Origin of the sequence: Mesorhizobium sp. WSM4313 (assembly GCF_002294725.1) — a bacterium.
In the GTDB taxonomy this organism is placed as follows: domain Bacteria; phylum Pseudomonadota; class Alphaproteobacteria; order Rhizobiales; family Rhizobiaceae; genus Mesorhizobium.
Window position 1 is genome coordinate 107,670 of record NZ_NSFT01000011.1, and the last position, 23,155, is coordinate 130,824.

The 23,155-nt window shown below is 65.0% G+C and carries 19 protein-coding genes; all 19 read left to right on the forward strand.

Annotation, left to right across the window (positions count from 1 at the left end):
* Positions 1-190: 190 nt before the first annotated feature.
* The 19 genes from mraZ to recN all read left to right on the forward strand — a co-directional run bounded on the left by mraZ (position 191) and on the right by recN (position 23,146).
* Positions 191-649: a division/cell wall cluster transcriptional repressor MraZ gene (mraZ, locus tag CK219_RS22720; RefSeq protein ID WP_095768985.1), complete on the forward strand. Its 459-nt coding sequence runs from the start codon at positions 191-193 to the stop codon at positions 647-649.
* Entirely contained in the window at positions 646-1,662 is a 1,017-nt protein-coding gene (gene rsmH / locus CK219_RS22725; RefSeq protein WP_095768986.1) for a 16S rRNA (cytosine(1402)-N(4))-methyltransferase RsmH, read from the forward strand. Before mraZ ends, rsmH begins: the two co-directional genes overlap by 4 nt.
* Before the next feature lie 4 nt (positions 1,663-1,666).
* Complete coding sequence (locus CK219_RS22730; protein WP_095768987.1) at positions 1,667-2,062, forward strand: hypothetical protein; 396 nt, start codon at positions 1,667-1,669, stop codon at positions 2,060-2,062.
* Complete coding sequence (locus tag CK219_RS22735; RefSeq protein WP_095768988.1) at positions 2,059-3,780, forward strand: penicillin-binding protein 2; 1,722 nt, start codon at positions 2,059-2,061, stop codon at positions 3,778-3,780. Before CK219_RS22730 ends, CK219_RS22735 begins: the two co-directional genes overlap by 4 nt.
* Positions 3,781-3,834: 54 nt before the next feature.
* A complete protein-coding gene (locus CK219_RS22740; RefSeq protein ID WP_095768989.1) occupies positions 3,835-5,289 on the forward strand; it encodes a UDP-N-acetylmuramoyl-L-alanyl-D-glutamate--2,6-diaminopimelate ligase in 1,455 nt (484 codons plus the stop codon).
* Positions 5,286-6,719 (forward strand): UDP-N-acetylmuramoylalanyl-D-glutamyl-2,6-diaminopimelate--D-alanyl-D-alanine ligase, encoded by a 1,434-nt coding sequence (locus tag CK219_RS22745; RefSeq protein ID WP_095768990.1) that lies wholly within the window; start codon positions 5,286-5,288, stop codon positions 6,717-6,719. The genes CK219_RS22740 and CK219_RS22745 overlap by 4 nt, the downstream gene beginning before the upstream one ends.
* A 26-nt stretch (positions 6,720-6,745) precedes the next feature.
* A complete protein-coding gene (gene mraY, locus CK219_RS22750; protein ID WP_095768991.1) occupies positions 6,746-7,828 on the forward strand; it encodes a phospho-N-acetylmuramoyl-pentapeptide-transferase in 1,083 nt (360 codons plus the stop codon).
* A gap of 10 nt (positions 7,829-7,838) precedes the next feature.
* The gene (gene murD, locus CK219_RS22755; protein WP_095768992.1) at positions 7,839-9,239 is read left to right on the forward strand and encodes a UDP-N-acetylmuramoyl-L-alanine--D-glutamate ligase; all 1,401 of its coding nucleotides are present in this window, start codon (positions 7,839-7,841) and stop codon (positions 9,237-9,239) included.
* Positions 9,239-10,390 carry a putative lipid II flippase FtsW gene (gene ftsW / locus CK219_RS22760; RefSeq protein ID WP_095768993.1) on the forward strand — a complete coding sequence of 384 codons (1,152 nt, stop codon included), beginning with the start codon at positions 9,239-9,241 and terminating at the stop codon, positions 10,388-10,390. Before murD ends, ftsW begins: the two co-directional genes overlap by 1 nt.
* A 6-nt stretch (positions 10,391-10,396) precedes the next feature.
* Positions 10,397-11,521, forward strand: coding sequence for an undecaprenyldiphospho-muramoylpentapeptide beta-N-acetylglucosaminyltransferase (murG, locus tag CK219_RS22765; RefSeq protein ID WP_095768994.1), 1,125 nt, complete (start codon positions 10,397-10,399; stop codon positions 11,519-11,521).
* Positions 11,518-12,924, forward strand: a complete 1,407-nt coding sequence (murC, locus tag CK219_RS22770; RefSeq protein WP_095768995.1) for a UDP-N-acetylmuramate--L-alanine ligase — start codon at positions 11,518-11,520, stop codon at positions 12,922-12,924. The genes murG and murC overlap by 4 nt, the downstream gene beginning before the upstream one ends.
* Positions 12,921-13,886 carry a UDP-N-acetylmuramate dehydrogenase gene (gene murB / locus CK219_RS22775; RefSeq protein ID WP_095768996.1) on the forward strand — a complete coding sequence of 322 codons (966 nt, stop codon included), beginning with the start codon at positions 12,921-12,923 and terminating at the stop codon, positions 13,884-13,886. The genes murC and murB overlap by 4 nt, the downstream gene beginning before the upstream one ends.
* A 311-nt stretch (positions 13,887-14,197) precedes the next feature.
* Positions 14,198-15,124: a D-alanine--D-alanine ligase gene (locus CK219_RS22780; protein ID WP_095768997.1), complete on the forward strand. Its 927-nt coding sequence runs from the start codon at positions 14,198-14,200 to the stop codon at positions 15,122-15,124.
* The gene (locus tag CK219_RS22785) at positions 15,112-16,056 is read left to right on the forward strand and encodes a cell division protein FtsQ/DivIB (RefSeq protein WP_095768998.1); all 945 of its coding nucleotides are present in this window, start codon (positions 15,112-15,114) and stop codon (positions 16,054-16,056) included. The genes CK219_RS22780 and CK219_RS22785 overlap by 13 nt, the downstream gene beginning before the upstream one ends.
* Complete coding sequence (gene ftsA, locus CK219_RS22790; protein ID WP_095768999.1) at positions 16,053-17,360, forward strand: cell division protein FtsA; 1,308 nt, start codon at positions 16,053-16,055, stop codon at positions 17,358-17,360. Before CK219_RS22785 ends, ftsA begins: the two co-directional genes overlap by 4 nt.
* A gap of 66 nt (positions 17,361-17,426) precedes the next feature.
* Positions 17,427-19,088, forward strand: coding sequence for a cell division protein FtsZ (gene ftsZ / locus CK219_RS22795; RefSeq protein WP_095769000.1), 1,662 nt, complete (start codon positions 17,427-17,429; stop codon positions 19,086-19,088).
* A gap of 356 nt (positions 19,089-19,444) precedes the next feature.
* Positions 19,445-20,392, forward strand: coding sequence for a UDP-3-O-acyl-N-acetylglucosamine deacetylase (gene lpxC, locus CK219_RS22800; RefSeq protein WP_095769001.1), 948 nt, complete (start codon positions 19,445-19,447; stop codon positions 20,390-20,392).
* Positions 20,393-20,594: 202 nt separating this feature from the next.
* On the forward strand, positions 20,595-21,464 hold the full coding sequence (locus CK219_RS22805) for an outer membrane protein assembly factor BamD (RefSeq protein ID WP_095769002.1): 870 nt from the start codon (positions 20,595-20,597) through the stop codon (positions 21,462-21,464).
* An 8-nt stretch (positions 21,465-21,472) separates the two neighbouring features.
* Positions 21,473-23,146 carry a DNA repair protein RecN gene (gene recN / locus CK219_RS22810; protein WP_095769003.1) on the forward strand — a complete coding sequence of 558 codons (1,674 nt, stop codon included), beginning with the start codon at positions 21,473-21,475 and terminating at the stop codon, positions 23,144-23,146.
* Positions 23,147-23,155: the final 9 nt, after the last annotated feature.

A 23,155-nucleotide genomic window follows, 5' to 3' on the forward strand; every position in this document is an offset into this window, starting at 1 on the left:
TGCCCCATGATATCCCATTCAGATCAAGCTTTCGTTCCGCGTCAGGGTGAAGCGTACGCCAATCGGGCAGCCGCGGCGGCTGCGCGTTTGTCGGTTCTCGCTACGGTGAATGAAGCGATTTGCCGCAAATGCGGCAGGGGCGCGGAGAACAACATGAGGGGTGCAGCGGCAACAGCGGCTGTAGCGTTTATTGGACCGGTTTCTGTCAAACACGGTGAGCAAGATCGATGCGAAGGGGCGGGTGTCCGTTCCGGCGCATTTTCGCGCCGTGGTGCAAAAACGCGGCTATTCGGAACTCTACGCGCTACGCTGCCTGGATCTGCCGGCCATGGATGTCGGCGGGCTCGATCTGCTCGACCGCTACGAGCAGCGGATCGCGCTGGAGGATCCCTTTCTGCAGACGGCGGACGACATGTCGTTCTTTTGCCATGGCGACGGGACATTTCTGAAGCTCGACCAGGACGGCCGCATCACCATGACCGATTTCATCCGCGAGCATACGGGCATCTCGAACGAGGTGGCCTTCGTCGGCCGCGGCAATTTCTTTCAGATCTGGGAGCCCGGACGGCTTGCCGCCTATGGGGCGCAGGCGCGGGCCCGGCTTTTGCAGCTTCGGCAGGGGACGAAGCCCGGGGAGCGATCGGAATGATGGCTGGCCACGGCGATGACCCTCACGCCGTTGGCGGACCGGCCCGTCACATTCCGGTCCTCCTTGCCGAGGTGATCGACGCGCTTGCGCCGAAGGCCGGCGAGACGATCGTCGACGGGACATTCGGCGCCGGCGGCTACACCAGCGCCATCCTCGAGCGCGGCGCCTCCGTCGTCGCCATCGACCGCGACCCGGACGCGATCGGGGCGGGCAGGGCGCTCGAACGACAGTCCGGCGGCAGGCTGAGGCTTGTCCAGGCACCGTTCTCAACGCTGGACGAGCATGTCGAGGGCGCCGACGGCGTGGTGCTCGATATCGGCGTTTCCTCGATGCAACTCGACCAGGCGGAGCGGGGCTTTTCCTTTCGCGCCGACGGGCCACTCGACATGCGCATGGCGCAGGCGGGTCTGTCCGCCGCCGACGTCGTCAACACCTTCAAGGCGGGCGACCTTGCCCGCATCTTCGGCTTTCTCGGCGAGGAGCGCCATGCCGGCCGCATCGCGCGCATGATCGAGAGCCGTCGCGAGAAGAAGCCCTTCGAACGCACGCTCGATCTCGCCGACGCCATCGAAACCCATATCGGACGCGGGCCGAAGGACAAGATCCATCCGGCAACGCGTGTCTTCCAGGCGCTGCGCATATTCGTCAATGACGAGCTTGGCGAGCTCGCAAGGGCGCTGCTGGCTGCCGAGCGGGCGCTGAAACCCGGCGGACGGCTAGCCGTGGTGACGTTCCATTCGCTGGAAGACCGCATCGTCAAGCGCTTCGTCGCCGACCGCTCCGAGGCGGCCAGCGGCTCGCGGCACATGCCTGACGCGCCCGTGCGCATTGCCACCTTCCGCAAAGCCGGCGGCGGCGTGACGCCGGGAGAGGCCGAGCTAGACGCCAACCCGCGGGCGCGCTCGGCCAGGCTGCGCGCCGCGATCCGCACCGAGGCGCCGGCGCGCGCCGGCGATTTTTCGATTTTCGGCCTTCCAAAGCTTCCCGCCGTCGAGCGGCCGGGGGAGAGGTGAGCACGTGTTTCGTACCAGCGACATAGTCCTGATCGCCGTCATGGTCTCGGCCGCGGCGCTGACCTACAAAACGAAGCGCGAAGCCGAAGAGCAACAGGCGGCGGTGCAGAAGATCCAGGCGCAGATCCACTACGAGGAAGAGACCATCGATCTCCTCAAGGCGGATTGGAGCCTGCTCACTCAGCCGTCGCGACTGCAGAAGCTTGCCGACGTCTATAAGAGCCAGCTCGGGCTCGAACCGGTCAACGCGCACCAGATCGGCGGGCTCGACGACATTCCCGTGAAACCCGTGACCATCGAAGACCTCTCCTCGCAGCAGCTTGGCGGCATGGCCGACAATTCGGGCAAGGAGCCCTCGGACGGCAAGGATCCGGTGGTCACCGGGAGCACCGTTCAATGATTGGCCTTCCAAGGATCGGCAGCCTGCTGACGCGCCGGAAGAAGCAGGCTGAGGACGGCTCGATCGTCGTCGACGCCGCCCGCAAGGCGACTGGCGGCAAGGCCAAGACGCGCATCGTCATGACCATGGCGGTGTTCTTCACCATCTATTCAACCATTGCCGGCCGGCTCGTCTATCTCGGGCTGCAGAATCCCGATCTTTCGGGCGGCCCGGAGAACCGCGTCACTGCATCGCGTCCGGATATCGTCGACCGCAATGGCGAGGTGCTGGCGACCGACATCAAGACGGCGTCGCTGTTTGCCGAGCCGCGCCGCATTGTAGACGCCGACGAAGCGATCGAGAGATTGTCGACCGTGCTGCCGGAGATCGACTACGAGCAGACCTATCGCAAGCTCAAGAGCGGCGCCGGCTTCGTCTGGTTGCAGCGCCAGCTGACGCCGAAGCAGCAGGCCGACATCCTGGCGCTGGGCGTTCCCGGCCTCGGCTTCCGCACCGAAAAGCGCCGCTTCTATCCGAGCGGCGAGACCTCGTCCTATATCGTCGGCCTCACCAACATCGACAACCAGGGCATCTCCGGCATGGAGAAGTATATCGACGAGCAGGGGCTGAGCGACCTGCAGGCGTCGGGGCTCGCCGTGGCCAAGGATCTCAAGCCGGTCAAGCTTTCGATCGATCTGCGCGTCCAGCATGTGGTGCGCGACGAGATCGCCGCCGGCCTGGAGCGCTATCGCGCCATCGGCGCCGGCGCCGTCGTGCTGAACATCAAGACCGGCGAAGTGATCGCCATGGCCTCCGTGCCGGATTTCGACCCGAACAATCCTTACAACGCCCAAGAGAAAGACCGGCTGAACCGCATGTCGGCCGGGCTCTACGAGATGGGCTCGACCTTCAAGAGCTTCACCTCGGCCATGGCGCTGGATTCCGGCAAGGCCACAATGAACAGCCGCTTCGACGCGTCGCATCCGATCCGGGTCGGCCATCAGGCCATCCACGATTTCCACGGCAAGAACCGCGTGCTGTCGCTGCCGGAAGTGTTTCTCTTTTCGTCCAACATCGGGTCGGCCAGGGAGGCCGAGCTGGTCGGCATCGATGGGCACCGCGAATTCCTGCACCGCCTCGGCATTCTGGACCGGATGCAGACCGAACTGCCGGAGGTCGCCCGCCCGACCGAACCAAAGGTCTGGAAACAGGTCAACTCGTTCACCATCGCCTTCGGTCACGGCGTGTCGACGACGCCGCTGCAAGCCGCCGTCGGCTGCGCGGCGCTGATGCAGGGCTATCTGATCGAGCCGACATTCCTGGTGCGCAGCGAGGAGGAGGCCATGGCGGTGGCCAAGAAAGTGGTCAGCGACAAGACTGTCGAAGGCATGCGCTATCTCTATACGCTGAACGCCGAGAAGGGCTCAGCCAGGAATGCCAGGGCCCCCGGCTACCGTGTAGGCGGCAAGACCGGAACGGCCGAGAAGGTCATCAACGGCCGCTACTCCAAGGAGTTGAACTTCAACACCTTCGTCGCCGCCTTCCCGATGGACGATCCGCAATTTCTGGTGTTCACGATCGCCGACGCTCCTCATCCGGAAAAGCCCGGGATGACCGACGTCGCCGCCAACAATGCGGGAGTTATGGCTGGCAATATCATCAGGCGTTCTGCGGCCATGCTTGGCGTGAAGCCAGATTTCAGCCATGAAAATGGTGCAACGCTGGTTTCCTATCAGTGATTCTTGGGGCGCGCCGGCAACTGCGCGCTATTTTGTTGCGGTGAACGGGACTCAATGCATCTAAAAGATCTAGCCGGCATCCTACCTGTCGAGGGAACAGCTTCCCCCGACCTGGAGGTGACCGGACTTTCCTCCGATTCCCGCGCGGTCAAGGCCGGCGTCGTCTTCTTCGCGCTTGCCGGCAGCAAGGCCGACGGCTCGACCTATGCGGCCGACGCCGCGGCCTGCGGCGCCGCGGCGATCGTCACCGGCAAGGGCGCGAGCGTCTCCAGCCTGTCGATCCCGGTCCTTGCCGTCGATGATCCGCGCCTGGCGCTGGCGCTCAGCGCGGCGCGCTTCTTCGGACGCCAGCCGCAGACCATGGTCGCCGTCACCGGCACCGCCGGCAAGACATCCGTCGCCGCCTTCACCCGCCAGATCTGGGAGCAGGCGGGTTTTGCCGCCGCCTCGATCGGCACGACCGGCGTGGTGGCGCCCGGCCGCAACGAATATGGCTCGCTGACGACGCCCGATCCGGTGGCGCTGCACCGATTGCTCAAGGAGCTGGCGGATGCGGGCGTCACCCACGCCTCGATGGAAGCCTCGAGCCACGGTCTCGACCAGCGCCGTCTCGACGGGGTGAAGCTGGCGGCCGGCGCTTTCACCAATCTCGGCCGCGACCACATGGATTACCATCCGACAGTGGAGGATTATCACCGCGCCAAGCTGCGCCTGTTCGACACGCTGCTGCCGAAGGGCGCGCCCGCCATCGTCTTTGCCGACGATCCGTGGTCGGAGCCGACCATCGAAGCCGCGAAAGCGGCGGGGCTGGAAGTGCTGACCGTCGGCCGCCATGGCGATTTCCTGACGCTGAAGCGGGTCGAGCATGAGCGGCATCGCCAGCGCGCCGAAATCGTGGCCGACGGCGTGCTGCACGAGGTCGACCTGCCTTTGGCCGGCGATTTCCAGATCGCCAACGCGCTGGTCTCGGCCGGGCTTGCTATCGCGACTGGAACACCCGCGGGCAAAGCCTTGGCGGCATTGGAGAAATTGAAGGGTGCGCCGGGCCGGCTCGACCTCGTCGGCGCCACCGCGGCCGGCGCTCCCGTTTATGTCGACTACGCCCACAAGCCCGATGCGCTGGAGAATGTGCTGACCTCGGTCCGGCCTTTCACCACGGGGCGCGTCGTCGTGGTGTTCGGCTGCGGCGGCGACCGCGACCGGGGAAAAAGGCCGATCATGGGCGAGATCGCGACCCGGCTCGCCGATGTCGTCATCGTCACCGACGACAACCCGCGCACGGAAGTGCCCGAGACCATCCGCGCCGCGATCCTTGCTGCCGCGCCCGGCGCCATCGAGATCGGCGACCGCCGCAAGGCGATCCACGAGGCGGTGGCGATGCTTCGCGCTGGCGACACGCTCATCGTCGCCGGCAAGGGACATGAGGAAGGCCAGACCGTCGGCACCGAAACCTTTCACTTCTCCGACCATGAGGAAGTGCGTGAGGCGCTCAAGGAGCGTGCCGCATGAACCTGCTGTGGACGTCGGAAGCGCTCGTCGAAGCCATGGGCGGCAGGCCGATCGGCTTGCTGCCGGAGGGCATCACCGGCATTTCGATCGACAGCCGCAGCCTGGAGCCGGGAAATGCCTTCTTCGCCATCAAGGGCGAAGCGATGGACGGCCATGATTTCGCGACAGCGGCGGTCAAAGCCGGAGCGGCGGTGCTGGTCGTCGCCGAGGGCAAGCTGCCGTCGCTCGGCCGGCTGACGGCGCCGATGATCGTCGTGCAGGACGTGCTCGCAGCGCTTGAGAAGCTCGGCGTCGCGGCCCGCGTCCGCTCGAAGGCCAGGACCATCGCGGTCACGGGATCGGCCGGCAAGACGACCACCAAGGAAGCGTTACGGCATGTGCTGTCGGCGGTCGGCAAGGTGCACGCTTCTGCGCAGTCGTTCAACAACCATTGGGGCGTGCCGCTGACGCTGGCGCGCATGCCGCAGGACTGCGACTATGCCGTCTTCGAGATCGGCATGAACCATCCGGGCGAGATCCGGCCGCTGGTCAAGATGGTCAGGCCGCATGTCGCCATCGTGACGATCATTGCCGCCGCTCATCTCGGCTTCTTCAAGAATCTCGACGAGATTGCCATGGCCAAGGCCGAGATTTTCGAGGGGATCGAGCCAGGTGGCGCCGCGCTGCTCAACCGCGACGATCCACGCTGGAAGCTGCTCGGCAAAATGGCGAAAGAGGCGGGCGTCGAGCATGTCTTCGGCTTCGGCGAAAATGTCCGCTCGGCGTTCCGCCTTGTCGGCTGCGAGCTTCATGCCGACCATTCCGACATCGCCGTCAAGATCGGCAAGAAAGACCTGACGGCTCGTGTCGGGGCGCCCGGCCGCCATATCGTGCAGAACGTGCTGGCGGTGCTGGGCGCCGCGCAGCTGGTCGGCGCCGACCTCGACAAGGTCGCGGCAGCACTGGCAGATCTTTCGGCCGAGCGCGGGCGGGGCCGGCGCCATATTCTGCATCATCCCAACGGGCCGATCACGCTGATCGACGAGAGCTACAACGCCAATCCGGCGTCGATGGCGGCGGCAATGGCGCTGCTCAACGCCACGCCGGTCGCGGGCGAGGGCCGGCGCATCGCCGTGCTCGGCGACATGCTGGAGCTCGGCAGCCATTCGGCAGATCTCCACGCAGCGCTTGCCAAGCTGATCGTCGGCACGGGCACGCGCAACGTCTTTCTCGGCGGGCCGGAAATGCAGGCGCTGGCCGAGGCCCTGCCGTCAGACATTGCAACCGAGTATCGATCGGGAGCGGAAGAACTGAAGCCGATCGTGATCGCCGCGCTCAGGCCCGGCGACGTGGTGATGGTCAAGTCGTCGAAGGGCATCGGGTTTTCAAAGCTGGTCGAGGCATTGCTCGGCAAATTTCCGGCGGAAGCCACAAACATTAAGCCGGCCTAGGTCGGGCTCCGGGGGACGGAAGGACCATGTTCACACTGCTCGTCGATTTCGCGGACAAGATCTCGTTCTTCAACGTCTTCCGCTACATCACTTTTCGTACAGGCGGCGCGCTGATCACGTCGGCGCTGATCGTCTTCATCTTTGGGCCGACGATCATCAATTCGCTGCGTCTGCGGCAAGGCAAGGGCCAGCCGATCCGCGCCGACGGCCCGCAGACGCATTTCAAGAAGGCCGGAACGCCGACCATGGGCGGGCTGATGATCCTGTCCGGCATCATCGGTTCGTCGCTCTTATGGGCAAACCTGTCCAGCATCTATGTCTGGGTCGTGTTGCTGGTCACCGTCGGCTTCGGCTCGATCGGCTTCTACGACGACTATCTCAAGGTCACCAAGCAGTCGCATCTGGGCTTCTCCGGCAAGGCCCGCCTGGCGATCGAGTTCGTCATCGCCGCCATCGCGGCCTGGGTGATCATGCACAATGGCCAGGCGCCATTCTCGTCGTCGCTGACGTTCCCTTTCGCCAAGGAATTCCTGATCAATCTCGGCTGGTTCTTCGTGCCGTTCTCCTGCTTCGTGATCGTCGGCGCCGGCAATGCGGTGAACCTGACCGACGGCCTCGACGGCCTGGCGATCGTGCCGATCATGATCGCGGCGGCGTCCTTCGGCGTCATCGCCTATTTGTCGGGCAACGCAGTGTTCGCCGAGTATCTGCAGATCCATTTCGTTCCCGGCACCGGCGAGCTCGCCGTCGTGCTCGGCGCGGTGATCGGCGCGGGCCTCGGCTTCCTTTGGTTCAACGCGCCGCCGGCCGCGATCTTCATGGGCGACACCGGCTCGCTGGCGATGGGCGGGCTGATCGGCACCATCGCGGTCGCTACCAAGCACGAGATCGTGCTGGTGATCGTCGGCGGCCTGTTCGTGGTCGAGATCCTGTCGGTCATCATCCAGGTCGGCTATTTCAAGATGACCGGCAAGCGCGTCTTCCTGATGGCGCCGATCCATCACCATTTCGAAAAGCTCGGCTGGACCGAAAGCCAGGTAGTGATACGCTTCTGGATCATTGCCGTCATCCTGGCGCTGGTCGGCCTGTCCACCCTTAAGCTCAGATAGGACTCGCTGCTTGATCCCCGCTGCTTCCTTTTCAGGCAAACGCATTTCGCTCTTCGGGCTTGGCGGCTCGGGGATCGCCACCGCGCATGCGCTGATCGCCGGCGGCGCCGAGGTGCTGGCCTGGGACGACAATCCGGACAGCGTCGCCAAGGCAGCGGCGGCGGGGATTACGACCGGAGATCTGCGCGCGGCCGACTGGCCGCGTTTCGCCGCCTTCGTGCTGTCGCCGGGGGTGCCGCTGACGCATCCCAAGCCGCATTGGACGGTGGAGCTGGCGCGCGGCGCCGGTGTCGAGGTGATCGGCGATATCGAGCTGTTCTGCCGCGAACGCAACAGCCACGCGCCGGCAGCACCCTTCATCGCGATTACCGGGACCAACGGCAAGTCGACGACGACGGCGCTGACGGCGCATATCCTGAAGTCGGCAGGCCGCGACACGCAGATGGGCGGCAATATCGGCCGTGCCGTCATGACGCTCGATCCGCCCGAGCCGACGCGGCACTATGTCGTAGAGTGCTCGTCCTACCAGATCGATCTCGCGCCCTCCATCAATCCGACCGCCGGCATCCTGCTCAACCTGACGCCAGACCATCTCGACCGGCACGGCACGATGGCGCACTACGCCTCGATCAAGGAAAGGCTGGTCGCCGGCAGCGACACCGCGATCGTCGGCGTCGACGATTCCTGGTGCGCCCAGATCGCCGACCGGCTGGAGCGCGCCGGCCGGCAGGTCATCCGCATTTCCAAGCGCCTGCCTTTGACCGACGGCTATTTCGCCGACGGCACCAATCTGATGGAAGCCGTGCACGGCCGCTACAGCCGCGTCGCCTTCCTCGAAGGCATCGGGTCGTTGCGCGGCCAGCACAACGCGCAGAACGCGCTGGCCGCCGTCGCCGCGTGCCTGAGGATCGGGCTCGATCTCGGCGAGATCCAGGCCGGGCTCGAAAGCTTCCCCGGACTGGCGCATCGCATGGAGCAGGTCGGCCGCAAGGACCATGTGCTGTTCGTCAACGATTCCAAGGCGACCAATGCCGATGCGGCCGCACCCGCGCTGTCGAGCTTCAACCGCGTCTACTGGATCGCCGGCGGCCTGCCCAAGGAAGGCGGCATCGAGCCGCTGCGCGGCTTCTTTCCGCGCATCGCCAAGGCCTATCTGATCGGCGAGGCGGCGCCAGCCTTCTCGGCGACGCTCGGCGAGGCAGTACCCTACGAAATATCCGGAACGCTGGCGGCGGCGGTCGAGCATGCCGCCAACGACGCAGCAAAGGACACCGGCGGCGAGGCCGTGGTGCTGCTTTCGCCGGCTTGCGCCAGTTTCGACCAGTTCAAGAATTTCGAAGTTCGTGGCGAAGCCTTCAGGCAAGCTGCGACTGCTATTGATGGGGTGAAATCCATCGGAGGGCCACGTTGATGCAAAGCCGTCTCGACAAAAGTCCTGTCGCCACCTGGTGGTGGACGATCGATCGCTGGTTCCTGGCGGCATTCCTGTCGCTGATGGGACTGGGCATCGTGCTGTCTTTCGCCGCAAGCCCGGCGGTGGCCGAGCGCATCGGCCTCGACAGCTTCCACTTCGCCACACGCCAGATCATCTTCACCATCCCGGCGCTTATCGTGATGCTGGCAGTCTCTTTCCTGGAGGCGCGGCAGATAAGGCGCATGTCGCTGGTGATGATCTGCATCATGCTGGTGCTGATGGTGGCGGTGCTCTACATCGGCGTCGAGGTGAAGGGGGCGCGTCGCTGGGTATCGCTCGCCGGTCTTTCCATCCAGCCGTCCGAGTTCCTGAAACCGGCCTTCGTCGTCATCTGCGCCTGGCTGTTTGCGGAGCACAGGCGCCAGCCCGACATTCCCGGCAATCTGTTCGCCATGCTTTTGCTGGCGCTGGTCATCTCGCTTCTGGTGGCTCAGCCCGATCTCGGCCAGACCATGCTGGTGCTGGGCACCTGGGGCGTGATGTTCTTCATGGCCGGCCTGCCCTGGTTCTGGATCGTCGCGCTGGGGGCTGCCGGGGTCGGCGGCGTGTTCGCGGCCTATACGGTGTTTCCGCACGTCGCCGCGCGCATCGACAAGTTCATGACCGGCGAAGGCGACACCTTCCAGGTCGATATGGGCCGCGAGGCGCTGATCAATGGCGGCTGGTTTGGCGTCGGCCCGGGCGAGGGCACGGTGAAGCGGGTCATCCCCGACAGCCACGCCGACTTCGTCTTCTCGGTCGCCGGCGAGGAGTTCGGCCTCATAATGTGCTTCTTCATCATGTCGATCTTCGCCTTCATCGTGCTGCGCGGCCTGAGCATCGCGCTCAAGGAACAGGACGATTTCACCCGCTATGCGGTGGGCGGCCTCGTCACCGTCTTCGGCCTGCAATCGGCCATCAACATGTGCGTGAACCTGCAGCTGATGCCGGCCAAGGGCATGACGCTGCCCTTCATCTCCTATGGCGGCTCCTCGCAGATCGCCATCGCCGTCTCGATGGGCATGGTGCTCGCCTTGACGCGCAAGCGTCCGGAAAAGCGCAAGCAGATGGGCTTCGTCCTTTCGCAGCGCGCAATGCCGGCGGAATGAGGCAGGATGGCGAAGGGTGTCATCCTGCTTGCGGCCGGCGGAACGGGCGGACATCTGTTTCCGGCCGAGGCGCTGGCGCATGAGCTGATCGAGCGCGGCTGGAAGGTGCATCTTGCCACCGACAATCGCGCCGAGCGCTATTCCCGCCATTTCCCGGCAGCCGACATTCACACCATCCCCTCGGCAACGCTGGGTTCGAAGAACCCGGTCGCCATGCTCTCGGCCTTCTGGAAGATCTGGCAGGGCGTGCGGGAGGCCGGTCGTGTAATCGCCAGGATCAAGCCGGAGGCTGTCGTCGGCTTCGGCGGCTATCCGACGCTGCCGCCGCTCTATGCCGCGACAAGGCGAAAAGTGCCGACGCTGATCCATGAGCAGAACGCCGTCATGGGCCGCGCCAACAGGGCGCTTGCCGGCCGCGTGGATGCGATTGCCGGCGGTTTCCTGCCGGAAGGCGCAAGCGCTGACGGCGCAAAGACGGTGACCACCGGCAATCCGGTCAGGCCGCAGGTCCTCGATGCGGCGAAAACGCCTTACGTGGTTTCGAACGAGGGCGAGCCGTTCCGCTTCCTGGTGTTCGGCGGCAGTCAGGGCGCGCAGTTCTTTTCCGATGCCGTGCCGGCGGCGATCGCGCTGCTGCCGCAAGACCTGCGCAAGCGGCTGGTCATCACCCAGCAGGCGCGCGCCGAGGATGTGGCGCGGGTGAAGGCCGCCTATGCCGATCTCGGGGTCGACATGCAGGTCTCGCCCTTCTTCACCGACATGGCGGCGCGCATGGCGGCGGCGCATCTGGTGATGTCGCGTTCTGGCGCCTCGACGGTTTCGGAAATCGCCGTCATCGGCCGGCCGGCACTGCTGGTGCCTTATCCGCACGCGCTCGACCACGATCAGGCGGCGAATGCGGCAGCCCTTGCCGCCGCCGGGGGAGCCGAGCTCCATCCGCAGTCGACGCTGTCGGCGGCGCGCATCGCCGAGCTGGTCGGCGGGCTGGTCAAGGACCCGAACCGGCTGGCGACCATGGCCGCCGCCGCCCGCTCGGCCGGGAAACCGAACGCGGCGCGGTTGCTCGCCGATCTGACAGAGGCTATTGCGTCCGGCAAAACGGTTTCGGACTACAGGAGGACGCGCCCATGAAGATGCCGCAGACGATCGGCCTTGTGCATTTCATCGGCATCGGCGGCATCGGCATGAGCGGCATCGCCGAGGTGCTGCACAATCTGGGCTACAAGGTGCAAGGGTCCGACCAGGCCGACGGCGCCAATGTGCAGCGGTTGCGCGACAAGGGCATCGAATGCTTCGTCGGTCACAAGGCCGAGAATGTCGGCGATGCCGAAGTCGTGGTTGTTTCGACCGCGATCAAGAAATCCAACCCGGAGCTCAAGGCCGCGCGGGAGAAGTTGCTCCCCATTGTCCGCCGCGCCGAGATGCTGGCCGAACTGATGCGTTTCCGCCAGGCGGTCGCCATCGGCGGCACGCATGGCAAGACGACGACCACCTCGATGGTGGCGACGCTGCTCGAGGCCGGCGGGCTCGACCCGACCGTCATCAATGGCGGCATCATCAACGCCTACGGCACCAATGCCCGCATGGGCGACGGCGAGTGGATGGTGGTCGAAGCCGACGAGAGCGACGGCACCTTCCTGAAACTGCCGGCCGACATCGCCGTCGTCACCAACATCGATCCCGAGCATCTCGACCACTATGGCAGCTTCGACAAGGTGCGCGAGGCGTTCCGCCAGTTCGTCGAGAACGTGCCGTTCTACGGTTTCGGCGTGATGTGCACCGACCATCCGGAAGTGCAGGCGCTGGTCGGCCGCATCGAGGATCGGCGCGTCATCACCTATGGCGAGAACGCGCAGGCCGACGTGCGCTTCAGCAACCACCGCATGCAAGGTGCGATCTCCGAATTCGATGTCGTGATCCGCGATCGCAAGGGGCGGGGCACGACCTCGATAAAGGACCTGCGCCTGCCGATGCCTGGCCGCCATAACGTCTCCAACGCGACGGCGGCCATCGCGGTGGCGCATGAGCTTGGCCTCTCGGCCGACGCGATCAAGAAGGGCCTTTCGTCCTTCGCGGGCGTCAAGCGGCGCTTCACCCGTACGGGCTCGTGGAACGGTGTCGAGGTGTTCGACGATTACGGCCACCACCCGGTCGAGATCGCGGCGGTGCTGAAGGCCGCGCGCAGCGCGACCAAGGGGCGTGTCATCGCCATCGCGCAGCCGCATCGCTTCACCCGGCTGCACGATCTCTTCGAGGAATTCTCGGTCTGCTTCAACGACGCCGACACGGTCATGGTGGCGCCGGTCTACGCGGCCGGCGAGGAACCCATCGAAGGCGTGACTTCCGACGCGTTGGTGTCGCGCATCCGCTCCGGCGGCCACCGCGACGCACGCTATATCGATGGTCAGGCAGCAATCGCGCCCGCCATTCGCGAGCTTGCCAAGCCCGGCGATTTCGTCGTCTTCCTCGGCGCCGGCAACATCACGCAATGGGCCTATGCGCTGCCCAAGGAACTTGGTGGGACGCCCTCATGATGCGCGGCCAGGACCTGATCGATAAACTCGGCGACAAGCTTGCCGGCCTGCGTGGCCGTATCACGCCGAACGCCGAGATGGACAAGATCACCTGGTTCCGGGCCGGCGGCCTCGCCGAGGCGCTGTTCCAGCCGGCCGACGAGGAGGACCTCGCGGCCTTCCTGCGCGCGGTGCCGGAAGAGATACCGGTCGTGGTGGTCGGCGTCGGCTCGAACCTTCTGGTGCGCGACGGCGGCATTCCGGGTTTTGTAGTCAGGCTCTCGGCCAAGGGTTTCGGCGAGGCCGAGACCACCGGGCCGACCACGATCAAAGCCGGCGCGGCGACGCCGGACAAGCGCCTCGCGGCGGTCGCGTATGAAGCCGGCATTGGCGGCTTCCATTTCTATCACGGCATTCCTGGCGCTGTCGGCGGCGCGCTCAGGATGAATGCCGGCGCCAACGGCGTCGAGACGCGTGAGCGGGTCGTCGAGGTGAGGGCCCTGGACCGCAGGGGCAATCTCCATACGCTGAGCAATGCCGATATGGGCTATGCCTATCGCCATTCGTCCGCGCCTGCAGGACTGATCTTCACCTCGGCCATTTTCGAAGGGTTTGCGGAAGACAAGGCGGCGATCAAGGCGGCAATGGATGCCGTGCAGAACCATCGCGAGACGGTGCAGCCGATCAGGGAGAAGACCGGCGGCTCGACCTTCCAGAATCCGGAAGGCACCTCGGCGTGGAAGGAGATCGACAAGGCCGGCTGCCGCGGGCTGATGATCGGCGGCGCGCAGATGTCGCCGATGCATTGCAACTTCATGATCAACACCGGCACGGCCACCGGCTACGATCTCGAATATCTGGGCGAGACGGTGCGGGCGCGGGTGCTCGAGAATTCGGGCATCCGGCTGCACTGGGAGATCAAGCGCCTCGGCAATTTCAGGCCCGGCCATGCGGTGCAGGAGTTTCTCGGGCAGCTTCTTTAGCTTAGGCTTAAGTTCATGTGATGCTTGAAGTTCCAGTGATCTGAAACAGCCGTAGAACCGTTGCCTCAAAGACTCACAATTCACTTTTTGCGGCTGTTTTCGCGGAAAGTGAATCTCTCGGAATCATAGGTACTTGCCAGCGAATCAACTCTCTGATTCTCTGCCCTAAAGCGTTTCCTGATTTGAGTCGTTCGACGCGTTAAGCCGCGTTTTCCGTCTGGGGGGCAACCTGCCGGAGGGCTCGGACTCAATGTTTGGAAATGCGGTGCGGGAATATCGGTTGCAGGCCCGGCGTGAGAGGGGATGACGGGATGAAGAAGAAGCATGTGGCTGTCCTCCTGGGTGGATTCTCCTCGGAGCGGCCCGTGTCTCTGTCCTCGGGGAAGGCGTGTGCGGATGCGCTCGAGAATGAAGGCTATCAGGTCACCCGGGTCGATGTTTCGCGCGATGTCGGGTCTGTGCTTGCCGAGCTCAAGCCTGATGTCGCTTTCAACGCGCTGCACGGTCCGTTCGGCGAGGACGGCACCATCCAGGGAATTCTCGAATATCTCGCAATTCCCTACACCCATTCGGGTGTGCTCGCTTCGGCGCTCGCCATGAACAAGGAACAGGCCAAGAAGATTGCCAAGGCGTCCGGCATTCCGGTCGCGGAGTCGAAGGTGGTCAACCGTTTCGCCGTCCAGAACAAGCATCCGATGAAGCCGCCTTATGTGGTCAAGCCGGTCAATGAGGGGTCGAGCTTCGGCGTGGTCATCGTGCATGAGGGGCAGTCGCATCCGCCGCAGGTGATCGGCTCCACGGAATGGCAATATGGCGAGATCGTCATGGTCGAGCGCTACATTCATGGCCGCGAATTGACCTGCGCGGTGATGGGCGACGTGGCGCTCGGCGTCTGCGAGATCATCCCGACCGGGCATTCCTTCTACGATTACGATTCAAAATACGTTCCCGGCGGATCAAAACACGAAATCCCTGCTAAAATTTCACCGAATATTTACCAAAAAATACAGACACTGGCCCTCAAGGCTCATCTTGCCATTGGTTGCCGGGGCGTCTCCCGATCGGACTTCCGTTACGACGATCGCCACTCCGAAAACGGCGAGGTTGTCTGGCTCGAGGTCAACACTCAGCCGGGCATGACGCCGACGTCTCTGGTGCCTGAAATCGCCGCGCAAGCGGGACATTCGTTCGGCGATTTGTTGAGTTGGATGGTGGAGGACGCTTCGTGTCTGCGTTGAGGTTGGGGCAGGGTAATGGCGTCGGCGCGGCTGGTCTCGCGCTGTTCGGCATGTCGCTGTCATTCGACCGTTTCGTTTTGCCGCGTCAGCTTCGCCGGCCGATGCGCGTGCTGGCGCGCCTGTGCGGCGGCGAGTATGAGGCGCCGCGCTTTTCGGCGGCGATCCTTTCCGCCGCGCTGATCGCGTCGAGCAGCGCCTACGGCGCCTATCTCGGCGGCTACGGCGACAGCATCGTGCAAGGCATCACGGCGCGCACCGGCTTTGCTGTCGACCAGATCAAGGTGGTCGGCAACCGCCAGACCTCCGAGATCGATGTGCTCGACCGGCTCGGCCTCGACGGCTGGACCTCGCTGATCGGCTTCGATGCCGAGGCCGCGCGCGAGCGCATCGCGACGCTGCCGTGGGTCGAGGGAGCCGCGGTGCGCAAGATCTACCCGCATACGCTGGAAGTGCGCATAGAGGAGCGCCAACCCTTCGCGCTTTGGCAGCAGGGCACCTCGGTCTCGGTCATCGAGCGGTCGGGCGAGGTGATCGCGCCGTTCTCGGGCGGCAAGCAGGTGCTGCTGCCGCTGATCATCGGCACCGGCGCGCCGGCCATGGCGCCGGCCTTCCTCGCCAAGATCGACCGCTATCCCGAGCTTGCGGCGCGGGTCAAAGGCTACATTCGGGTCGGCGAACGGCGCTGGGACCTGAGGCTGGAAAACGGCATCACGATCAAGCTGCCGGAAGACGGCGAGGACCAGGCGATCGCCGAACTCGTCAAGATCGACCATGACAACGGATTGCTGACCCGCGACATCGCCGCCGTCGACATGCGGCTTTCTGACCGGCTGGTCGTGGAGCTGTCGCCGGAGGCGGCGACACAGCGCGAAGCAGCGCTCAGCGACAAGACGAAGTCCCTGGCCAAGCGCAAGGTGGAGAGAAAGATATGAGCTGGCTTGGCGGCGGCAGCGACGCTTCTTCGCGCCGGTCGGGCACGCTCACGGTGCTCGATGTCGGCTCCAGCAAGGTTTGCTGCGTCGTGGCGAAGCTGAAGCCGAACGAGGACGGCAAGCTGCTGCGCGGACGTTCGCATCGCATCCAGGTGATCGGCATCGGCCACCAGAAATCGCAAGGTGTGAAGTCCGGCGTGGTGGTCGATCTCGATCGCGCCGAGCATGCCATCCGGCTTGCCGTCGATGCGGCCGAGCGCATGGCCGGGCTCACCGTCGATTCCCTCATCGTCAACATGACGGCTGGCCGGCTGAAGAGCGAAGCCTTCTCAGCGACGATCAATCTCGGCGGCCATCAGGTCGAGGAAGTCGACATCAAGCGCGTGCTCGCCGCCGGCGCCAAACAGGCGCTCAGGGCGGAGCGCGAGGTGATCCATTCGCTGCCCGTCGGTTTCTCGCTCGACGGCGAGCGCGGCATGCGCGACCCGCGCGGCATGATGGGCGATGCGCTTGGCGTCGACATGCATGTGCTGACGGGCGACGCGGCCCCGATGCGAAATCTGGAGCTTTGCATCAACCGCTCGCATCTGTCGGTCGAGCGCATGGTGGCGACGCCCTATGCCAGCGGGCTTGCCTCACTGGTCGACGACGAGCTCGAAATGGGCGCAGCCTGTATCGACATGGGCGGCGGGACGACGACCATCTCGGTCTTCTCGGAGGGCAAGTTCGTCCATGGCGACGCGATCGCCATCGGCGGCAACCATGTGACGCTCGACATGGCCAAGGGCCTGTCGACCTCGCTCGATGCCGCGGAACGGCTGAAGGTGATGCATGGCTCGGCGCTGCCCGGCAGCGCCGACGACCGCGACCTCGTCTCGATCCAGCCGATCGGCGAGGAAGGCGATGTGCCGCTGCAGATCCCGCGCTCGGTAATGACGCGCATCATCCGCGCCCGTATCGACGAGACGCTGGAGCTTCTGCGCGACCGGCTGAACAAGTCCGGCTACGGCAATGCCGTCGGCAAGCGGGTGGTGCTCACCGGCGGCGCAAGCCAGCTCGCCGGCCTGCCGGAAGCGGCGCGCCGCATTCTCGGGCGCAATGTGCGCATCGGCCGGCCGCTCGGCGTCGCAGGCCTGCCGGAGGCGGCCAAGGGACCGGCGTTCTCGACCCCGGTCGGACTGATGATCTATCCGCAGATGGCGAGCTTCGAGAGCCATTCGGCGAAAGGACTTTCCGGTTTCAGGATGACCGGAACGGGCGGAAAACTGCATCGCATGAGTCAGTGGTTGAGAGACAGTTTTTAATTGACGGGGACAGCCCCATAGGCGGCCGCAGCGGCGAGGCGGCGGGAAAGGCAAAGGACGGAGACAATGACCATCAATCTGCAGAAGCCGGACATCACCGAGCTCAAGCCACGCATCACCGTGTTCGGTGTCGGCGGCGGCGGCGGCAATGCCGTGAACAACATGATCACAGCCGGCCTGCGCGGCGTCGAGTTCGTGGTGGCCAACACCGACGCGCAGGCGCTGACGATGTCCAAGGCCGAGCGGCTGATCCAGCTCGGCGCGCATGTCACCGAAGGCCTCGGCGCCGGCTCGCAGCCGGAAGTCGGCCGCGCGGCGGCGGAAGAGTGCATCGACGAGATCATCGATCATCTCTCCAACACCCATATGTGCTTCGTAACCGCCGGCATGGGCGGCGGCACCGGCACGGGCGCCGCTCCGGTCGTTGCCCGCGCGGCGCGCGAGAAGGGCATCCTCACCGTCGGCGTCGTCACCAAGCCGTTCCATTTCGAGGGCCAGCGCCGCATGAAGACGGCCGACATGGGCATCGAGGAACTGCAGAAATGTGTTGATACGCTGATCGTCATCCCCAACCAGAACCTGTTCCGGCTGGCCAATGACAAGACCACCTTCGCCGATGCCTTCGCAATGGCCGACCAGGTGCTCTACTCGGGCGTCGCCTGCATCACCGACCTGATGGTCAAGGAAGGCCTGATCAATCTCGACTTCGCCGACGTCCGCTCGGTGATGCGCGAGATGGGCAAGGCGATGATGGGCACGGGCGAAGCTTCGGGCGAGGGCCGCGCGATGGCCGCCGCTGAAGCCGCCATCGCCAACCCGCTGCTCGACGAGACCTCGATGAAGGGCGCCAAGGGCCTGCTGATCTCGATCACCGGCGGCCGCGATCTCACCCTGTTCGAGGTGGACGAGGCCGCGACCCGCATCCGCGAGGAAGTCGACCAGGACGCCAACATCATCCTGGGCGCCACCTTCGACGAAGAGCTGGAAGGCGTGATCCGCGTGTCGGTCGTCGCCACCGGCATCGACAAGTCGGCGGCCGAAATAGCGGCTGCGCCGATCTCGATCCGCGCGCCGCAGAAGCCGGCCGCCCGCCCGGCGGCGGCTCCGGTGGCAGAAATCCGCCCCGCTCCGGTTCAGCCGCAGGCCTATGAGCCGCGCGCGGCCGATCCGGTCGCGGAGGCGATCCAGCTTGCCGAGGCAAATGCCGCCGCCATGGCGCAGCCGCGCGCCGTGCCGATGGACGACTTCCGGCCGCAGAGCAAGATCTTCCAAGCCCCGCCTGCGCAGCCGCAGCCGCAGCCGGTGGTGCCGCAGCAGGTCATGCAGCAGCCTGCGCCGCAGCGCGAGATGCCGCAGCCGGTGGCCGCGGCGCCGCAGCGTATGCCGCGCGTGGAAGACTTTCCGCCGGTGGTAAGGGCTGAAGTCGAAGCCAAGAGCCGGCCGGCGGACCATGAGAACAGCGGTCCGATGGGGCTGATCAAGCGGCTGACCAACGGCCTTACCCGCCGCGAGGAAGAGCCGGCCCGGCTCCAGCCGGCGCAGCCGCGCGAGCCGAAGCTGCGTCAGGCCGCGCCCGAGATGCGCCGTCTCGCCAGCCAGGATCCTGCGCTCTATGCGCCGCGCCGCGGCCAGCTCGACGACCAGGGCCGGCTGACGCCGCAGGCCCGCACGGTTCAGGAAGACGACCAGCTGGAAATCCCGGCCTTCCTGCGCCGTCAGGCCAACTGATCGATACGGCGGACCGCCAATCGTTAACGGTATATAACAGTTGTTAACAGGCAGACGAGAAATCGTCTGCCTGTTGCTTTTGCAAAAGACATTTAAAACAAGGCTTTACGAGCTGTTTCTGATGCGTTTCCGTGGTTACACGGGGTAAGAAACCGTGATTTGGAGTCTCCAGGGCGGGCCATTATCTTCGCCACGGACTAAAGTCGGTTTGCCGGGATTCGGGGAGTAGCCCTGCTTGCCGATTATACAGAGCCGCGTGCTCTTGCTTATTTTGCCGCCTTTGCGCGAGCGTCAGACCATCAGTCTGACTGCAAGATACCCAAGGCCGATGGAGCGGACGCAGGCATTCAGGGCGTATGGGGTTACTCTTGCACGACTATCAGACGACAGTGAAATCGCGCGTGACGCTGGCTGGGATCGGCGTCCATAGCGGCAAAACCGTGACCGTTCACTTCCTGCCGGCCGATGCCGATACGGGCATCGTCTTTCATCTTTCGAATGGCGGCGAAGCCCGGGAGCTCCGCGCCCTGGTCGCGGAAGTCGGCGCCACCGATCTCTGCACCATGCTTGGCGATCCGGCCGGCGATCATATCGGCACCGTCGAGCATCTGATGGCCACGGTGTTCGGTCTCGGCATAGACAATTTGATCATCGAGATCGACGGTTCGGAAGTCCCCATTCTCGACGGCAGCGCCATGGCCTTCGTCGAGGCCATCGACCAGGCCGGCATCGAGACGCTGGCGGTGAGGCGTCGCTACATCCGTGTCGTCAAGCCGGTGCGCGTGGAAGCCGGCGCGTCCTGGGCGGAGTTCCGCCCCTATGACGGCACGCGGTTCGAGGTCGAGATCGATTTCGAGAGCCCGGCGATCGGCCGCCAGCAATTCGCCTCCGACATCAATCCCGACATCTTCCGCCGCGACATCGCGCGCGCTCGCACATTCGGCTTCATGAAGGACGTCGAGAGGCTTTGGGCCGCCGGCTACGCGCTCGGCTCGTCGCTCGAAAACTCGCTTGTCATCGGCGACGACAACCGCGTCATCAATGTCGGCGGGCTGCGCTATCCCAACGAATTCGCCCGTCACAAGACGCTCGATGCGATGGGCGATCTGGCGCTGGCCGGCGCGCGCTTCATCGGCTGTTTCCGTTCCTATCGCGGCGGCCACCGGATGAACGCGTCTGCGTTGCGCCGGCTGCTTTCCGACCACACGGCCTTCGAGATTGTCGAGACGAGGCGCCGAGAGCGCGGCCGCGTCGCCGAGATGATCGCTGTCAGCCGGCCGGTCTACGCACCTTGGGTGATCTGATTCTTAACCGTTTTCTGGCTTTGTGGTCAGGCTTGTGTTGCATGGCTGCATCACCGGGTCGTCAAAACGCGCGGCTTTGATCATCGCGTCGGCCTGCCACAAAAATGTGCGATTGGCCGGACATAGCGTTGCCGGGCAAGGGGATAATGGTTTATGGCTTCGGCCCGGGACCGAAACGACGCCGAAGGGGCGGAATCCAAACATGTTTTTTTCGCGAGTTGGTCAATCGGTAACGCCGCGTCGGGGTGTTTTGCTGGCGCTGTCGGTGGTTGCTCCCGCGCTCGTGCTGTCGGCCTGCATGTCCTCCGAGAAGGATGTCAACCTGGCGACCTATGTCGACCAGACCGAGCCGGCCGACGTTCTCTACAACCAGGGCCTGGCCAACATGAATGCCGGCCGCCTCGATGAGGCGAGCAAGAAGTTCGACGCGGTCGACCGCCAGCATCCCTATTCGGAATTCGCCCGCAAATCGATGGTGATGGGCGCTTTCGCCGATTATCGCGCTGGCAATTACGACGAGGCGATCGGTTCGGCCAAACGCTACCTGACCCTCTATCCCTCGACAGACGACGCGGCTTACGCGCAGTACATCATCGGCCTCTCCTACTATCGGCAGATCAAGGACGTCACCCAAGACCAGAAGGAAGCGCGCCAGACCATCCAGACCATGCAGGATCTGGTGACGCGCTGGCCGAACTCCGAATATGTCGGCGACGCCAAGGACAAGATCCGCTTCGCCAGCGACCAGCTCGCCGGCAAGGAGATGCAGGTCGGCCGCTACTATCTCGAGCGCCGCGAATACATCGCCGCCGTGAAGCGTTTCCGCACCGTGGTCGAGAACTATTCCAACACCCGCCATGTCGAGGAGGCGCTCGCGCGCCTGACCGAGTCCTATTATGCGATGGGCCTGACCTCGGAAGCGCAGACGGCCGCGGCGGTGCTTGGTCACAATTATCCGGACAGCCCGTGGTACAAGGATTCCTACAAGCTCCTGCAGAGCAACGGGCTTGAACCCCGCGAAAATGCCGGATCGTGGATTTCCAAGGCCGGGAAGCTGATCACCGGCGCCTGAAGCTTGCGATGCTGTCCAGACTGTCGATCCGCGATATCGTCCTGATCGAGAAGCTGGACATCGACTTCCTGCCTGGGCTTTCGGTGCTGACCGGCGAAACCGGCGCCGGTAAATCCATCCTGCTCGATGCGTTGTCGCTGGCGCTTGGGGCGCGCGGCGATGCCTCGCTCGTCCGCCATGGCGCCGCGCAAGGCCAGGTCATCGCGGTGTTCGATGTGCCGCGCAACCATCCGGCACGCGCGTTGCTCGCCGGAAACGACATCGAGGACGATGGCGACATCATCCTGCGCCGCGTACAGACCGCCGATGGCCGCACCCGCGTCTTCGTCAACGACCAGCCCTCCAGCGTCACCCTGATGCGCGATGTCGGCCGCGCGCTGGTCGAGATCCATGGCCAGCATGACGAGCGGGCGCTGGTCGATCCCGGCGCGCATCGCGAATTACTGGACAGTTTCGGCGGCCATCTGGGCGCCGTGCGAGGCACGGGCGAAGCCTGGCGGTACTGGCGAAACTGCGAGCAGGAGCTTTCCCGGCATCGCGCCAAGGTCGAGGCGGCGGCGCGCGAAGCCGATTATCTGCGCGCTTCCGTGGCCGAGCTCGCAAGACTCGACCCGCAGCCGGGCGAGGAAACGGAGCTTGCGGAATTGCGCGCGACGATGATGCGCGTCGAAAAGATCGCCGCCGAGATCCATGATGCGCAGGATGTGCTGTCGGGGCCGTCCTCGCCCTTGCCGCAACTCGCCAGCCTGTTGCGGCGGCTGCAGCGCAAGTCCAGCGAAGCCCCCGGCCTGCTCGACGACGTGGTGAAATCGCTCGACGAAGCGATGATCTCGCTCGACGCCGCGCAGTCCGGCGTGGAAGCAGCACTTCGCGCCACCGAATATGATCCGCAGCGTCTGGAGAAGGCGGAAGAGCGTCTGTTTGCGCTGCGCGCCGCCTCGCGCAAGCACAGTGTCGCGGTCGACGATCTGGCGCAGCTGCGCGACACGATGGTGGCCGATCTTGCCGACCTCGATGCCGGCGAGGAGCGGCTGCACGCGCTGGCCAAGCAGGCCGCCGCGGCGCGCGAGGCCTACGATATTTCCGCGGCGCAGCTGTCGTCGCTGCGCCATGCGGCGGCGGCGGGTCTGACCAAGGCTGTTATGGCGGAACTGCCGGCGCTCAAGCTCGAACGGGCCGAGTTCATCGTCGAGATGGGAAGCGATGCCGAAAGCCGCATGGAAGAAGGCATCGACCAGGTCGAATTCTGGGTGCGCACCAATCCGGGCACCCGGCCGGGACCGATGATGAAGGTCGCTTCCGGTGGCGAGCTCTCGCGCTTCCTTTTGGCGCTGAAGGTGGCGCTGGCCGATCGCGGCTCGGCGCCGACCCTGGTGTTCGACGAGATCGACACCGGCGTCGGCGGCGCGGTGGCCGACGCCATCGGCCAGCGGCTGGCGCGGTTGTCAAAGCGGGTACAGGTGCTTTCCGTGACGCATGCGCCGCAGGTTGCGGCACGCGCCGCCACGCATTTCCTGATCTCCAAATCCGGCGGCAAGGACCGCGTCGCCACCGGCATTGCCGAAATGGACCGCGCGGCGCGCCAGGAAGAAATCGCGCGCATGCTGGCCGGCGCCGCCATCACCGACGAAGCGCGCGCGGCAGCGGAGCGGTTGCTGCGCGAGAATACGGCTGCCGCATAGAAGGTTGGG